Below are 14360 nucleotides of genomic sequence, written 5' to 3'. Positions count from 1 at the left end.
CGACATGAAACGCTCGTTGGCAATTCTGGCGTTCGTCGGCGCAGGCATAGCGCCGGCAGCAGCCGATATCCCGGTCATCGACAAGACCAACTACGCGGTCGCACGTGATACCGCTGAAAAGACCGGCAAGATTCTCGATACGAACAAGGAAATCCTCACAACGGTCGAGGAGACCCTGAAGGCGGTCACCGGCGACCGCGGGGGCGACGCTGGTCCCCTGAAGGATATCGCGATCGGCAACGGTTTTAGCGTCTCATCCATGCCGTCCTTCGACAGCATCCTGAAGGGTGAGATCGCCGATTTCGGCTCACTCGATCCCAAAGTGGTCGAAGCTGCCACGCTTTTCATCAACGGCTTGCAACTCGTGCGCTCTCTTTCGGGCAAGGACAACAGCTCGCTGGCCAGCGACAAATCCTATGAGGAGCTCATGAAAACGGTGATGGGCGTGTCGGCTCTGATTACCGGTTCTCAAGCTGCGGTCGAAACCCGCCGCTCCGCACTCGAAACCGCCGGCGGCGACATCGGCAAGGCCGAGGATATCAAAGGCTCTATCGACCAGAACACGCAGCTCCAGGTCCAGACGGGCCTGACGTTGAACGAAATGATCGGCGTGCTGAACGCCGGCGTGCAGTCGTTGCACGCCGAGAACCAGCGCAAGCTGACCGACATGTCGAACACCAAAAAGGCGCTGCGGTACGAATGAGAGGGCGGCAGTGCATCTCGAACGCTTTGGTGTTCGCACTGGCCGTTCTCTCCAGCGGGTGCGGCACACCGCGCGAGAAGACGGCGCCGTGCACACGACCGGCCAATCTGTCGAGCTATGCCAGCACCGGGGACGAATGCGGACCGATGTTTTCGGTCAACGCGGACAGGGCTGCGGCATTGGCGGCGATCCAGGGCTTCGCGACTGGCGACGAAGAATAGGGCAGGGCGGTGGACGATTTCATTGGAGAACTGCTGGATCGGATTGACGCTTCGGGAGAGAACTTTTCCCAGAGCGCGTACGAGGCGCTGAGCCAGGATCTCGAGCCGCTTCTACGCCTGCTCTTCGTCCTTGCCGTCCTGTTCTACGGCGTGCAGCTTTTCCTCGGGACTTCCCGCCTCAGCGTCGCCGAAATCATTGGTCGGCTGGTGCGTGTATTCGTCATTCTCATTTTGGTCGGCACATGGTCGAACTTCAACGATCTTGTCTATGACTGGCTGACGACGGTGCCGGAGGCGGCCGGCCGCGCCATTCTGGCGGCGTCGGGTACCGGCGTGACCGAACCCACGAACGGGCTGTCGCAAATCTGGAAAACCGCGAACACCGCCGCAGCGACCTTCTCTGAACAGGCCGGCTATCTGTCCGTTCTGCCGGCCTTGATTGGCATCGTCATTATGCTGTTCGCGGGCATCTTCGTCGCAATCGCCTTGGGAATTCTGGTTCTTGCGAAGGTGATCCTCTGGGTTCTCCTCGGCACAGCGCCGATTTTCATCTCGTGCTTCTTCTTCGATTCGACTCGTAACTATGCCGTCGGCTGGCTCAATCAGTCGCTGCTCTATGCGATGATTCCTTTGTTCGTTTACGTGATCGCCGCATTCCTGATCGCGGCGATGGAACCGGAACTGACGACGATCGACAGCATCTCCGGCAATCGCGAACTGAAGCTCAGCGACTTCGCTGCCTTCATCATGCTGTGCATCGCCGGCGCGTTCGTGCTTTTCCAAGTGCAGTCCTTAGCGCAAGGCATCGTTGGGGCTTTCGCAACCGCCATCGGTCACGAGTCGCGCCGACATGCTTATCGCGGCGTCTATCTCGGACGCGAAGCGATTGGGCAATCGGCACGCCAGACACGGGCTGCCGTGCATCGCGTCCAGGCCCGACTCCACTCACCTCGGCAGGATGGCGTGGGCGCCTCCATGCAGCGCGCGATCACGTCAAATGGAACGCCTCGGCAGACCTGACGGCAGGTTGATGTTGGATCCCGAACAACACGAGAAGGGCAGGGATGGCAGACAAGTCCGAATCCGCGCTGCGGTCCTATTTCCAGCAAGGCGATATCTGGGAGCAGGAGATCATCAAGCCAGCGAAGCGCTCGGCGCGCGTCGCCTGGTTCTTCTCGATCGTCTTTGCCGGGATCGCCATGCTCAGCCTGCTCGCCGTGGTGTTGATGCTGCCGCTGAAGAGCTTCGAGCCCTATGTCGTCACCGTCGACCAGACCACAGGCTACATCGAGGTGAAGTCCGGCCTGACACGGCCGGCCAACCTCAACGAGCAGCAGGCGATCACACAAGCCAATGTCGTGCGCTACATCCGCGCCCGCGAGGGCTACGACCCCTACGCTATCACCGAGAATTTTGGTATAGCAGCGCTTCTTTCCGCGGACGAAGCGGCGCGGGAACTGCAGACTCTCTACAGCGCGGCAAATGCACAGAACCCCACGAAGGTTTATGGCCGGCTGAAACGGGTCCTCGTCGAGATCAAATCGGTGACGTTCCCGAACGCCAGCACGGCGATCGTCAGGTTCTCCACCAACGAACGCAGCGACACGGAATCGGTCGTCCGTCATTGGATCTCCGTCGTGCGCTTCCGCTACACCGACACGCCGATTCGCAACGAGTGGCGCTTCGAGAACCCGCTCGGCTTCCAAGTCTATTCCTACCGCCGGGATCAGGAAACGGTCACGCCCGGAGATGTGCAATGAGGGGCCGCTCCTGGACGGCTGCGCTCATGCTGTGCGGCTCCCTCTGGCCGGCGATGGCGGCGCAGACCCCGAAGGGCGGTTCTCTGGATGCCCGCGTGACCAGCGTCACCTACCAGGAGAACAACGTCGTCCAGGTTTTCGCGACCTACGGCATCTCGACCATGATCATCTTCGACGAGGACGAGAAGTTTGAAACGATTTCGCTCGGCGACACGGAAAGTTGGCAGGTCGTCCCGGCCGAGAAGGGCAACATCCTCTTCGTCAAGCCGATCGCCAAAGACGTCGTTACGAACATGAACGTCGTCACCGACAAGCGCATCTACTATCTCGAACTGCATGATTTCGCGCCCGAGGCTCGCCGCAAGGTTTTTGGAATCCGCTTCCACTACCCGGAGAAGAATCTCAACGCTGCTTTGCGACAGGAGGCCGAACAACGAGCTGCCTGGCCGAACATCTCCGGCATCGACAAGGCCAACGTCAACATCGACTATTCGTTCTCGGGTGATGCGCGCCTGAAGCCGCTGATGGTCTTCGATGACGGCAACAAGACCTTCTTCAAATTCGACCGACGCGTGCCGGCGATCTTCGCGGTCAATTCGGATTTCTCCGAAACGCTGCGGAACTTCCGCAGGGAAGGCGAGTACATCGTCGTCGACGGGACGGCGACCCAGTTCACTCTGCGTGATGGCGATCAGTGGATCTGCATCTTCAATCTCAGAAAGCCGGATTTCGCGGCGCCTGATCCGGCAATCCTCGGGCCAGTCGAAGATGACAAGGCCAAACGCCGGCGTCGGAGCGGAAACTGATGAAGCGCTCCCCCGAACTCGAGGCTCTCGGTCAGGGCGACGATTCCGTCATTGCCGACAATGCCGTTCGTCGTAAGCAACTCGTCGGTGGCGCTGTTCTGGTCCTGCTGGGCATTGCTGCCGGCTATCTGGTTCTCGCCGGCAGGCAGCCGCCGGTCCGCGAGATGCTCGACGGCGACGAGGAGTTCACCACCACGACGTTTCGTCCTCCATCCTTTGTGCGCGAGGGAGAGCCCGAGCCGGAACCTCCGGCGCCGGAGATCGTCCAGATTCCGCCGCCACCGCCTCCGCCTCCTCCGGCCGAAGAGGCCGATACGACCGAGTTCGAGGTGCCACCGCCGCCCGTTCCCGGTACGCCGCCGCCGCCGGAAGCGGTCGATGCGCCGGCTGAAGAATTCCCCGAGCGCTTCCGCTCGAAACTGGTCGTGGTCGACAATGCGACCGCCGGCGGGCAAGGCAGTTTGACCGGCAACGAGGTGGAGGGGCTGACCGTCGCCGGTGAGGATCGCAGCAGCAAGTTCCTCGCCGCAGCCTCCAGCATTGGCGACCGCGGCGCCAAGGCGCGAAAGATCGAACGTATCGACGCACTCGTTCCTGAAGGCACGTTGATCCCTGGAATATTAGAGACCGCTATCGTCAGCGACCTTCCCGGGCAGGTGAGGGCGATCGTCTCTCAGGACGTCTACTCCTTTGACGGTCGACGCATTCTGATCCCCACCGGCACCCGTCTCATCGGTGAGTACCAGTCCGAAATCACGCGGGGTCAGACGAGAATTTTCGTGGTCTGGACCCGCATGCTGCGCGATGACGGCGTGTCGGTCCGGCTAAACTCGATCGGCGCCGACAGTCTGGGCCGTGCCGGCCTGACCGGGCGCGTCGACAAGAAGTTTCGCGAGCGCTTCGGCGCAGCCATTCTGCTCTCAATCGTCGGCGCCGGCGCCAGCTACCTAACCGGTTACGGCAGCGAGGCGGCGGCCGGAGACAGCGACAATGCGCAGAACGCTGAAGAGCTGGCCCGTGAAACCCTCGCGCAGACCTTCTCCGACATGGCCAACCAGGCATTGGGAGACTCCTTACGAATTCCACCGACGATCAGCGTCAGCCAAGGCGAGCGCATCTTCGTCTTCGTCCGCCAGGACCTCGATTTTTCCGCCATGTACGAGGATCCCGTCACCGAGGCACTGAGGGAGATCCGTCGTGAACGTAATCTCGACTAGCTTCGCCGCCGAACAGAAACACCATTTTCTGAACCGGGCGCTTGAGTCGCTGCGGCCATTTCTTGATGACAGCCAGGTCGTCGAGATCTCCATCAACTCCCCGAGCCAAGTTTATGTGGAGCGGATGGGCTCGGCCCACATGGAACACTATGAAATACCTGAGCTCACCGCCGACGAGATCGTCAACATCGGCGAGCGCGTCGCGGCCACAACCAACCAGTTCATCAACCGGTCAAGTCCGATCCTCAGCGCCGCCCTGCCGACAGGAGAGCGAATACAGGTCGTCCTACCGCCCGCCGCGCCCGAAGGCGGTGCCGTTTCCATTCGCAAGCAAGTCATCAGCAACTTCACGCTCGACGACTATCGCGATCAGGGATCGCTTGATCAGGTGACGGTCGCCGTCGGCGGTCTCAGCGGGACCGATCATACGTTGATCGAGCAGCTCTCGGCCAGGGACATCTACGGCTTCATTCGAACGGCCATCATCAATCGCGTGTCCATCCTGATCAGTGGCGGCACCTCCAGCGGCAAGACGACATTCCTCAACGCGTGCCTCAAATCAGTTGACCTGCAGGAACGTATCATCACGTTGGAAGATACGCGGGAGCTCTTCCCGCCACAGAAAAACGCGGTGCATCTGCTCGCCTCTCGTGGCGACCAGGGAACGGCCAATGTGACGATCCAGTCCTTGCTCGAGGCCTCGCTGCGCATGCGACCGGATCGGCTTTTCGTTGGAGAAGTCAGGGGATCGGAAGCGTTCGCCTTTCTGCGCGCAATTAATACGGGCCATCCCGGCTCGATGTCGACGGTCCATGCCGACACGCCGCTTGGTGCCTACGAGCAGCTCGCCATGATGGTGATGCAGTCGGGCTTATCGGCCGCCTATCCGAAAGCCGATCTCATCTCCTACATCCAGAGCGTCATTCCGATCGTGATCCAGTTGCGCAGGGAAGGGGGCAGACGCGGCGTCTCCGAAATCTTCTTCGCTCGCGGACGGACGGATGCGGCATGACCGGGTCGCTCCGCGTCTTCTATTTCGGCTTTTGCCTAACCGTCGCCCTTGCCGTCTGGCTGTTGGCTTATGGTCTTGGTTTGCAGTTGCTGTATCGCGATGGTCGGGTCCTGCAGGCGACCATCACCACAAATCCGTTTGCCCCATTACAGCAGCTGATCGCCTATGGGGACAGCGGCGTCCTGCGCGTTGTGGCGCTTGGTGCCCTCCTCCCAGCCGCGCTGGTTGCCGGCATCGTGGCCTATGCCGGCCTTCGACCGAACTTGAGCCCCCTCGGCGACGCCCGATTCCAGACCGCGATGACCCTCCGCCGTGATGGATGGTTCCGGCGGAAGGGGAAAATCCTCGGCCGTTTCGGGCGCCAAATCCTTCGTGTCGACGACGATCGGCATCACCTGATTATCGGGCCGACACGCTCGGGGAAGGGGGCGTGCTACGTCATTCCAAACGCACTTTCGCATGAAGGCTCGATGATCGTCACCGACCTCAAGGGCGAGATTTTTCGCAGCACCGCCGGCTATCGCAAGTCCAGGGGCAGTCAGGTATTCCTGTTCGCGCCAGGATCGGAAAGGTCGCATCGCTACAATCCGCTAGATTTCATCAGAGCGGACCGCGGTGACCGCACCACCGACATCCAGAACATGGCTGCCATTCTTGTGCCGGAAGTCACCGAATCCGAGAATTCGATCTGGCAGGCTACCGCCCAGCAGGTCATCGCCGGCGCAATCAGCTACATCAACGAAAGCGTCTACTATAAGGGACATCGCACTCTCGGCGAGGTCACGTCCTTCTTCAACAGCGGCGCAAATCTCCAAGCGATGATGACGCTCATCAAGAAACGGGAACCGTATCTGTCTCGCTTCACGACGGAGAGTTTTAACGCCTACATCGCCCTGTCCGAACGCGCCGCCGCCTCGGCGCTTCTTGACATCCAGAAGGCTTTGCGGCCGTTCCGCAACGAGCGCGTCGTGGCAGCGACATCAGCGACCGACATGGACCTACGCGCCCTGAAGCGGCGTCCGATCTCGATCTACCTCGCCCCCAAGGTCACCGACATCACACTGCTGCGGCCGTTGCTCGCACTGTTTGTGCAGCAGACTCTCGACACGCTGATGATCGAGCACGCGGAACGTTCGGTGCCGGTCTACTTCCTGCTCGACGAGTTCCGTCAGTTGAAGAAGATGAGCGAGATCACGACCAAGCTGCCCTACGTGGCTGGCTACAACGTCAAGATGGCCTTCGTCATCCAGGACCTGAAGAACCTGGACGAGACCTATGGCGAGACGTCCCGCCACTCATTGATGGGCAATTGTGGCTACCAGCTGGTCTTCGGCGCCAATGACCAGGCAACAGCCGAAGCCGTGTCGAAAGCCCTGGGCAAGCGCACCGTCCGATACAAGACCGAGTCCCGCACGATCGAGCTGATGGGCCTGCATCGCCGTACAAAGGTCGAGCAGTTGAGGGAGCGCGACCTGATGATGCCGCAGGAGGTGCGGCAGATGCCGGGAGACAAGATGGTCATTCTGGCCGAAGGTCAGGGGCCGGTCTTTGCTGATAAGCTTCGGTTTTTCCGGACATCGCCGTTCCGCGAAATGGAGAGCTTCTCACAGACACATGTGCCGGACGTGCCGGCAACCGAGTTCCTGCCGCAGCGGCCCGTACCGGCAACAATTCCTGCCTATGCTGGCGAGGGCACGAATATCTCGAAAACTGAAGTCCAGGGTGCCCAGGCACCGGACAAGGCAAAGCGTGCCGGTCGAGAACTTTCCGCTTGGGCCGAACCCGCTGATGTTGGCGACAGGCGCCAAACAAGAGCGGTCGCGCCGGCCAAGGCACAGTTGCGAGCAGGGGCCGCAGCGAAAGCAACGCCTGGTCCACTCGATGCTCGTTTCGCAAAAGCCGCCCGGAAACTGAAGGCTCTTACCAAGGCTCCGGCCAGGTCCGGAAACCAGCGTGTAAAGCAAGGCAGTTGGGCTCGCGTGTTCGACGAGACCATTCCAGACGAACTGGAGATCGCCGAGGCCGAGGCGAGCTGACTCTCCACTTTCATCGCGTTCTGTTTCGAGAGCGCGAACATGCCGTTCTTGGTGAATAGGATCGATCGCGTAGTTGGCTCCTTGCCAAGCATACAAAAGTTTGTATACTCCGCCGATGAAAGTGCTTAGGTTTCGGGGCAGCGCCCTCAATGATTTGCGCGCCTTCCCCGAGTCGGCACGGCGTGAAGCGGGCTATCAACTCGACAAGGTACAGAACGAGCAGGCTCCAGCCGACTGGAAGCCAATGGGCACCGTCGGGAAGGGCGTCCAGGAAATCAGGATTCGGGACGAAGCCGGTGCGTTCCGGGTCATCTACGTCGCCAAATTCGCTGAGGCCGTCTACGTGCTACACTGTTTCCAGAAGAAGTCGCAAAAGACCAGCAGGTCGGACTTGGACCTTGCCGCGAAACGCTACGGCGATCTGGTGAAGGAATTAGGCCAATGAGCAACGAAACTTTTGCAAGTGTTTGGGACGCGATCGAAGACACGCCGGCCGAAGCGGAGAACATGAAGCTCCGCTCCACGCTGATGATGGCGCTGGAGCAGCACATCCGGGCAAAGGGCTGGACCCAGGCCGAAGCCGCGCGCCAACTCGGCGTGACGCAGCCGCGCGTGTCCGATCTTCTGCGCGGCAAAATCAACCTGTTCGCCCTCGACACCCTCGTCAATATGCTGGTCGCGGTCGGCCTGCATGTCGAGGTTAGTGTCCGGGAAGCTGCATAATCATTAGCGCCCGGTCTGTGGGCGATGTCACCCTGATCAGAGGACACAATGCCGAACCGGATTCCGCTGGACCCCAAGCTGGAGTTGACCCCGTTTCGCCGGACAGTCGGCGGTTGGGTTTAGGCACTGAGACGCAGGAACTCGCGTGGTGAGCGGAACCGGAGTCCGGAGTGCGGGTGGACCTCACAGTAGTCCTCGATCCAGTCGGGCAGCAAGGCCAGGATGGTGTCGGCATCTGGGAGGATGACAGTTGAGGCATAGTCCCTTTTCAGGGTTTTGACGAAGGCCTCGGACATGCCGTTACTCTGCGGGCTTCGAACCGGGGTAAAGAGCAGATCGATGCCAAGGGCAGCGGCGACCTGCGCGGTCTGCCTGGCGATATAGGCGCTGCCATTGTCGGAGAGCCATTCCAGTCGGTGCGGGACCTTCAGGGTCCCGAAGCGGCGTTCGACTGCGGCGATCATAAGGTCACACACCATTTCGCCGGAGATGCCGGCATTGGCCACGGCCGACCAGGCGATGATCTCCCGGTCGCAGGCATCGATGACGAACACGATGCGGGCCACCTCACCATTGCGGGCGTGGATCTCCAGATGATCTGAGCACCAGCGGATGTTGGATCGTAGGGCAACGACGACGCCATCGTGAGCGCGGGTAGGCCGCAGAGCCGTATGCTTTTGGAGCGTCAGTCCGTTCTGCTGCATGACCCTGAGCACGCGCTTGGGGTTGACCATGGGCAGGTCATCCCGTCGCCTTTGCCGGTTCAGCAATGCCGTCACCCGGCGATAGCCATAGGTCGGCCGCTGGTCGATGATCGGGCGTAGCTCGGCTAGGAGGACGACGTCTTCGGGCTTGCGATAAGGCCCGCGTGGCTTGGACGGCTTGTTGGTGCGTTCGATCAGGTTCGATCGGGAGACGCCCAGCGTTCTGGCGATCGCGCTCATTGGGAACCGCCCTCGGGATCGCTCCACGACAGCAACGGCGGCGTCCGTTTTTTTGGGCGAGCGAGTTCAAGGGCTTCCTTGAGAATCTCGGCTTCCATCGTCTTCTTGCCCAGCATGCGTTCAAGTTCGCGCACCCGCTTCTCCAACTCGCGGACCTGGGATGCGCCGACGACGTCTTCGTCAGCGTGAACGGCGGCATGACCGCCTTCGAGCATGCGACGCTTCCAGGCGAAGAGCTGAGAGGGGGAAATGCCGGCACGACGTGCCACGTAGGAAACGCTCATTCCCGGCTGCATGGCTTCCTCCACCAGCCGAACCTTCTCGGCCACTGACCAGCGCCTGCGGCGCTGCACGGAGGTGATGACTTCGATCCGCTGAAACGGCTCATCAGAACTCTTGGACATAGTCGTACTCATAGGCGAATGCCTATGCCTTATCGGCTATGCCGCCTGTCCGGTCAAAATGGGGTGCGCTCCACAAGCTGCCGAAGACTTTTGACGCAACCCCGAACGACACGCGAAGCAAGCAACAACTCGATGCGTGGTGGGATCGTCCCTACGGCATCACCTTGTCGGACGGCCGAATCGAGGTCCGGTGCTTGAATGGTGGGGCGTGGGACCGTTCAACATATCTCGGCGTCGCCGAAAACTACGATGCGGCGTGTGCATTGGCGGAAGCCAAGCAGGCGGAGTGGCTTAAGTTCCGTGAGCGTCCCAGCGTCTGTCTCGACGCAGAACAGGTCTTGGTGATCCGGCAATCGCAGCGGCCGGACGAAGAACCAAAAGAACTCGGGACATTCCCAACCGCCGAGGCCGCCAACGACTATCTGTGCGCCAACTTCCCCGAAACGTAGCCGCTAGGCGGTTGCGCCGTCTGGGCCGCGAGAGAAGTGACAACGGTGCGGCCTGCAGCTTTTCACCAAACGGCGTCGCCCGATCATGGTCATGGAGTACGAGTCCACGCACGAAGCGGTTGCCCACCGCTTCCTGCAGCTGACGAAGCCCTCGGAAATCCTGCGCCCGCACCGTTGCGCTTGCCTTTACCTCGATTCCGATGATCCTCCCGCGACGATCTTCGATCACGACATCGACCTCATCCTGGTCCTTGGTCCGGTAGTGCGAGAAGGAGACGCGTCGCTCCTACCACGATGCGAGCTTAAGGAAGTCCGACACGACGAAGGTTTCGAGCAGGGCGCCGAAGCGCGTCCGATCCTGCTGCAGCGCTCCGTGCTCATCCTCGCGCAATGTCGCGAGTAGCCCGCTGTCGAGAAAATGCAACTTCGGCGTCTTGACGAGGCGGCTCAACCGGTTGCTCGACCACGGCGCCAAGGTCCGGACTAGTCTAGGAAGAGGCGCTCGAGGTTGACGGCACCAGCATGATCATCGAGATCGCGTCAGGGCCTCGTTTGGACGAAAATCACCCTTCAAACAGAGGTCATCATTCCATGAAAAATCACAGGTCACGCGTTTTTCGTGCTCGACCTTCTGCCAATAGCAAGCGAGAGGGCGTGCCACCTCCGCGCCGTCACAAGCCTCCCGATGTGTTGATCGCACACGCCGGACCGCCGGGCAATCTCCGTCGTTGGCATCGACCAGACTAGATCGTGCAGCTCGCGACTTAGTTTCATCATTGCCTTCGGACGCGGCTTGTGCTTGGGCCGTGGCGTCCTAGCTGAACACAAACTCCCTGATGGGAGCCACCCAACTTTCGACCGTACGGTAGAGATCGACAATCCACGCTTCGACGCTGCCGAGCTGGGGCCCGAAGTAAATGAGCGGAGCGATCAACAGAAAGGCGAGCAAGAGCCAAGAACCGGGCCAGCCGTGGTCGTTTTCTGGCAACTCGTCTGGAGGCGGGCCGTATTTATATGGCCAGTTGTCATTCTTCATGACCAACTCCTACCTTTCGCGATCGTCGCGATCGCGGTCATGACGCTCCTCGAGTTCCAGTTCGATTTGGCGAAGACGCGGCACATGCTGCTGCGGCGGATCGGATCTGGCAAGTTCCGCGTCGAGGGTCGGTTTCCTTTCAACGGATCGATCATCGGGATGCCTTGTTCGTTGCTCGGACGGCATCGTCGCCTGCTGCTCGACGATCTGGTCATCGTGCTCCGGCGTCGAACGGACCTCCTGACCCGGATCGCGATGTTGCTCGGCTTCGGCAGCACCTTGGAACCCGCCAGGCGCGCCGTCATTCCGGCGCTTCGCGTCGGCGTCGATTGAATCAGCTTTCTGATCGCTGTTTTCTCCCCTGTCGCTGCGCCTGTTCTCGACGCGGGACAGCTCGATCTGATCGATCGTACGCTGCAGCTCCTGATCCGATTTCGCGGCTTCGCGCATATATTGGTTGTCGCCATCGATCGCCATTTCCGCGGCCCGGTTGATTTCCCGCTCAAGCCCTGCCCGGTAGCTCGCCGTGTAGGATTGCGGCAGCTCGCGCGCTTCGATCCGCTCAAGCCCCTCACGATAGTGACTAACCTGGACGAGAACCTCGTTTGCTGTTTCGACCACCTGCAGTCCGAACCGCGCAACCTCGGCATTCCAATCAGCATTGGGGTCTTCATACGGGTCGTCGTACGAGCCGTCAGATGCCCGCCCGCCCTCACGGTCGCACTGGCGTTCGGTCAACTCGAGATATTCACGACGAATGTCGACCACCTCGCGCGCCGCGGCCACGACCTCCTCGAAATCGGCGCGATCTGTTGCATCGAGCGTTTGCTCCACCGACGCTAGGACCGCTTCCACGCGGGTTTCATAGGCCTCGAACTCGGGACGCGTCATCTCTCGCATCTGTCCATCCTCATCGTTCACGAGCTCCGTCAACTCTATCATATTGGTTATGTTTTTGACAGATTCACTTGGACTATCTACTAAAACACGCTCATTTTGAGTGTTCTCCGTTAATCGTTCCAGACGACGGCTCTGACGCATTGCAAAGGCGCCCTCGCGCGTGCCGCCCGCCTCATTGGCAAGATCGCCCCAGGCCTCGGCCGCAGACGCTGCATATTGCCGGCTGCGATCGGTTGTTGCGAGAGTCACCTTGTTCGACCGCTTGGCCCTGTAGCGGGTGTGCGCGGCGGCGCTGGTCCCCTCATGCTCGGTCCGGCCGCGATAGCTGACAGGCCGGACTTGATTGCGGGTATAGGCCGGCGCGCTGGCAAACTCACGACGATCAGTCAGCTCCATGTCGATCCCCTGCTCACGCGCCTTTTCCGCCATCACGGAGCGCCATTCCCGGAACATCTGCGGGCTGGTGACGATCCGATCACCGGTCTCCGAGCGCATGGTGACGATCGCATGGGCATGAATGTGTGGCCGCTTGCCGCCCTCAGCCATTTCCTTCGGATCGAGCGCCGGATCGTGAACGGCGAACACATAGCGATGTCCCGCGAACTGTTCGCCCAGGAACTCGCGAACGGCTGCTTCAAACGCGGCCCCATCCGTGCCGGCCCGCGCCGACACGATCAGATGCATGACGTCCCTGCCCCTGCGGCTGTGCAATTCCTTGCGCCATTCTTTCTGGACAAGATCGCCGGCGAGCGCCGCATCCCCGATTAGCCGCCCGGTGTCGTCACGAACTTCCCTGTCGGTCCCAGTGAGCAGTTCGCGCACGCGCGCGGTGCCCCATTCCACGCCGTTGCCGTAACCGTGGAACCGAAAGCTCGCCTCGACATCACGGCCGGCGTCGGAAACCTCAAAACGCTGCTGGACGATCTCGGCAGCTTTCCGGTCGCCGCTCAGCCGCTCGCCCTGCCCATCGCGCAGTACAACGATACCGGAGACATAGACCTCGTCAGGGGATCGCTCCCGCGCGGTGTAGATGAACCGCCGATCACCAAATCCCGAGCGCAGGATCTCGCGCAGCTGGTCATCCTGGTCGACATCATCACGCAGTGATGCTGCATCGACCGAGACATGAAAGACCCCGAGATCCCGGCTGGCAGTGCGATTGTCGAAGAGATGCTCCCACTCGGCGCGCTGTTCGGCAAGCGCGTCCCTTCCGAGCACCCTTTCGCCGCGCTCATTCTCGAGGGCGAGTTCACCGCCCCGCGACGTATAGCTCATCATCGCGCCGGCACGGCCGCCGCCGCCGTAGGAGGCCAACTTGACTACGGCAGGCTGACTGCCGCGCGCCAGCGCACCAAAGCGCGTCCTCATCGAGCGGCCGGCCGCGCCCACGCCACCACGCGACCACCGCGCCCCGATTCCGCCCTGCCGCCGCCGCGCTCGGCCGAAGCCGTCCAGCCGCTCATCGCCGATCCGCGCGATCCCTCCCCTTCGCGGCTCTTCCCAGTCGCTCTTTTCGATATGACCGAGCTGCATTTCATGCACCAGTGTGGCGCGACGGCGCTCCCATTCCCGTTCGAAGGCGCCGGGAAAGAACTCCATCAGGCGCCCTCCCCGCGTCGGGCTGCAGCGGACCGCCGTGTCATCTCGGCGAGTTCGGCAGCGAGCGTGGTCGCAACGCTGTGCGCATCCTTGATGCTGCCTGTGACGTCGCCGTCAGTCGGGACTCTGCCGGTGTTGATGGCTCTGGCAATCTGATTGAGGTTGCCGCCGATCGCCCGCATGCCGTCGGCGAGCAGGCCGAGCACCATGCGATCCTCGTCCCCGAGAAACGGCCGCACGCCGGCGCCCTCCATCGACAGCGACCGGACAAAGGCGGAAACGGTCATCCCGGCGGCGCTCGCGGCCGCCTCCAGCGCATCGAACTCGGCCGGCGAGAAGCGGACATGCGCGACCCTGTCCTTCCGTTTCGACGCTTCGGAAATGCTGCGAACCATCGCCAGCCATACCTCTGATCGTGTGGTGGTTGCGGCCGCAGGCCGCGGATCGAGGGCCTGTCCCTCGATCGTCAGGAAAAATGTATCACATTTTTCCGTATCCTGCCAACACAAATGGCAGAGATTTTTCCTATATTGACGCTTGATATGCTTTT

Annotated in this window: 16 protein-coding genes and 1 pseudogene; 11 read left to right on the top strand and 6 right to left on the bottom strand. The window is 61.2% G+C overall.

All coding sequences use genetic code 11. From position 1 onward, the window contains the following. Nucleotides 1-4: 4 nt before the first annotated feature. From GTW25_RS15230 to GTW25_RS15185, 10 genes are all read left to right on the top strand, one after another. The gene (locus tag GTW25_RS15230; protein WP_252913222.1) at nucleotides 5-703 is read left to right on the top strand and encodes a type IV secretion system protein; all 699 of its coding nucleotides are present in this window, start codon (nucleotides 5-7) and stop codon (nucleotides 701-703) included. 29 nt (nucleotides 704-732) lie between these two features. Further along, on the top strand, nucleotides 733-924 hold the full coding sequence (locus GTW25_RS15225) for a hypothetical protein (RefSeq protein WP_372493190.1): 192 nt from the start codon (nucleotides 733-735) through the stop codon (nucleotides 922-924). 9 nt (nucleotides 925-933) lie between these two features. Next, a complete protein-coding gene (locus GTW25_RS15220; protein ID WP_252913106.1) occupies nucleotides 934-1944 on the top strand; it encodes a TrbL/VirB6 family protein in 1011 nt (336 codons plus the stop codon). A 44-nt stretch (nucleotides 1945-1988) separates the two neighbouring features. Continuing rightward, nucleotides 1989-2684, top strand: a complete 696-nt coding sequence (locus tag GTW25_RS15215; protein WP_252913105.1) for a VirB8 family type IV secretion system protein — start codon at nucleotides 1989-1991, stop codon at nucleotides 2682-2684. Next, the gene (gene virB9, locus GTW25_RS15210; protein WP_252913104.1) at nucleotides 2681-3490 is read left to right on the top strand and encodes a P-type conjugative transfer protein VirB9; all 810 of its coding nucleotides are present in this window, start codon (nucleotides 2681-2683) and stop codon (nucleotides 3488-3490) included. The genes GTW25_RS15215 and virB9 overlap by 4 nt, the downstream gene beginning before the upstream one ends. Continuing rightward, nucleotides 3490-4707, top strand: a complete 1218-nt coding sequence (gene virB10, locus GTW25_RS15205) for a type IV secretion system protein VirB10 (protein WP_252913103.1) — start codon at nucleotides 3490-3492, stop codon at nucleotides 4705-4707. Before virB9 ends, virB10 begins: the two co-directional genes overlap by 1 nt. After that, a complete protein-coding gene (virB11, locus tag GTW25_RS15200) occupies nucleotides 4688-5719 on the top strand; it encodes a P-type DNA transfer ATPase VirB11 (protein ID WP_148914172.1) in 1032 nt (343 codons plus the stop codon). The genes virB10 and virB11 overlap by 20 nt, the downstream gene beginning before the upstream one ends. Further along, nucleotides 5716-7755: a type IV secretory system conjugative DNA transfer family protein gene (locus GTW25_RS15195; RefSeq protein WP_252913102.1), complete on the top strand. Its 2040-nt coding sequence runs from the start codon at nucleotides 5716-5718 to the stop codon at nucleotides 7753-7755. Before virB11 ends, GTW25_RS15195 begins: the two co-directional genes overlap by 4 nt. Nucleotides 7756-7870: 115 nt before the next feature. Next, nucleotides 7871-8200 (top strand): type II toxin-antitoxin system RelE/ParE family toxin, encoded by a 330-nt coding sequence (locus GTW25_RS15190; RefSeq protein WP_192568393.1) that lies wholly within the window; start codon nucleotides 7871-7873, stop codon nucleotides 8198-8200. Continuing rightward, nucleotides 8197-8478 carry a helix-turn-helix domain-containing protein gene (locus GTW25_RS15185; RefSeq protein WP_192568394.1) on the top strand — a complete coding sequence of 94 codons (282 nt, stop codon included), beginning with the start codon at nucleotides 8197-8199 and terminating at the stop codon, nucleotides 8476-8478. The genes GTW25_RS15190 and GTW25_RS15185 overlap by 4 nt, the downstream gene beginning before the upstream one ends. A 119-nt stretch (nucleotides 8479-8597) precedes the next feature. Here the strand turns inward: GTW25_RS15185 and GTW25_RS15180 are convergent. After that, nucleotides 8598-9826 (bottom strand): IS3 family transposase gene (locus GTW25_RS15180; protein ID WP_252913101.1). Its coding sequence is split into 2 segments (ribosomal slippage): nucleotides 8598-9478 and nucleotides 9478-9826, totalling 1230 coding nucleotides; the frame shifts between segments, so codons are not numbered across the junction. Between the two features lie 38 nt (nucleotides 9827-9864). On the opposite strand from GTW25_RS15180, the gene GTW25_RS15175 reads away from it, so the two are divergent. Continuing rightward, nucleotides 9865-10275 carry a hypothetical protein gene (locus tag GTW25_RS15175; RefSeq protein WP_252913229.1) on the top strand — a complete coding sequence of 137 codons (411 nt, stop codon included), beginning with the start codon at nucleotides 9865-9867 and terminating at the stop codon, nucleotides 10273-10275. A gap of 94 nt (nucleotides 10276-10369) precedes the next feature. Here GTW25_RS15175 and GTW25_RS20770 read toward each other — a convergent pair. The 5 genes and pseudogenes from GTW25_RS20770 to GTW25_RS15155 form a co-directional block, all read right to left on the bottom strand. Next, nucleotides 10370-10504: pseudogene (locus GTW25_RS20770) on the bottom strand (DUF4143 domain-containing protein); the annotation flags it as partial. 57 nt (nucleotides 10505-10561) lie between these two features. Beyond that, complete coding sequence (locus GTW25_RS15170; RefSeq protein WP_257810537.1) at nucleotides 10562-10726, bottom strand: DUF4143 domain-containing protein; 165 nt, start codon at nucleotides 10724-10726, stop codon at nucleotides 10562-10564. A gap of 363 nt (nucleotides 10727-11089) precedes the next feature. Beyond that, nucleotides 11090-11311, bottom strand: a complete 222-nt coding sequence (locus GTW25_RS15165; RefSeq protein WP_252913100.1) for a hypothetical protein — start codon at nucleotides 11309-11311, stop codon at nucleotides 11090-11092. A 9-nt stretch (nucleotides 11312-11320) separates the two neighbouring features. Beyond that, complete coding sequence (locus GTW25_RS15160; RefSeq protein WP_252913099.1) at nucleotides 11321-13810, bottom strand: relaxase/mobilization nuclease domain-containing protein; 2490 nt, start codon at nucleotides 13808-13810, stop codon at nucleotides 11321-11323. Further along, nucleotides 13810-14205: a plasmid mobilization protein gene (locus GTW25_RS15155; protein WP_252913098.1), complete on the bottom strand. Its 396-nt coding sequence runs from the start codon at nucleotides 14203-14205 to the stop codon at nucleotides 13810-13812. The genes GTW25_RS15160 and GTW25_RS15155 overlap by 1 nt, the downstream gene beginning before the upstream one ends. Nucleotides 14206-14360 lie beyond the last annotated feature (155 nt).

Source organism: Aliihoeflea aestuarii (assembly GCF_024105665.1).
Lineage (GTDB): Bacteria > Pseudomonadota > Alphaproteobacteria > Rhizobiales > Rhizobiaceae > Aliihoeflea > Aliihoeflea aestuarii.
Note: the sequence above shows the minus strand (reverse complement) of the source record. Positions and strands in the feature narration are given on the sequence as shown.

Excerpts from the sequence above, each read along its gene's own strand:
- GTW25_RS15230 (WP_252913222.1), top strand. The coding sequence starts at position 5 with ATGAAACGCTCGTTGGCAATTCTGGCGTTCGTCGGCGCAGGCATAGCG.
- GTW25_RS15215 (WP_252913105.1), top strand. The coding sequence starts at position 1,989 with ATGGCAGACAAGTCCGAATCCGCGCTGCGGTCCTATTTCCAGCAAGGC.
- virB9 (WP_252913104.1), top strand. The coding sequence starts at position 2,681 with ATGAGGGGCCGCTCCTGGACGGCTGCGCTCATGCTGTGCGGCTCCCTC.
- virB10 (WP_252913103.1), top strand. The coding sequence starts at position 3,490 with ATGAAGCGCTCCCCCGAACTCGAGGCTCTCGGTCAGGGCGACGATTCC.
- GTW25_RS15195 (WP_252913102.1), top strand. The coding sequence starts at position 5,716 with ATGACCGGGTCGCTCCGCGTCTTCTATTTCGGCTTTTGCCTAACCGTC.
- GTW25_RS15190 (WP_192568393.1), top strand. The coding sequence starts at position 7,871 with ATGAAAGTGCTTAGGTTTCGGGGCAGCGCCCTCAATGATTTGCGCGCC.
- GTW25_RS15185 (WP_192568394.1), top strand. The coding sequence starts at position 8,197 with ATGAGCAACGAAACTTTTGCAAGTGTTTGGGACGCGATCGAAGACACG.
- GTW25_RS15175 (WP_252913229.1), top strand. The coding sequence starts at position 9,865 with ATGCCGCCTGTCCGGTCAAAATGGGGTGCGCTCCACAAGCTGCCGAAG.
- GTW25_RS15165 (WP_252913100.1), bottom strand. The coding sequence starts at position 11,311 with ATGAAGAATGACAACTGGCCATATAAATACGGCCCGCCTCCAGACGAG.
- GTW25_RS15160 (WP_252913099.1), bottom strand. The coding sequence starts at position 13,810 with ATGGAGTTCTTTCCCGGCGCCTTCGAACGGGAATGGGAGCGCCGTCGC.
- GTW25_RS15155 (WP_252913098.1), bottom strand. The coding sequence starts at position 14,205 with ATGGTTCGCAGCATTTCCGAAGCGTCGAAACGGAAGGACAGGGTCGCG.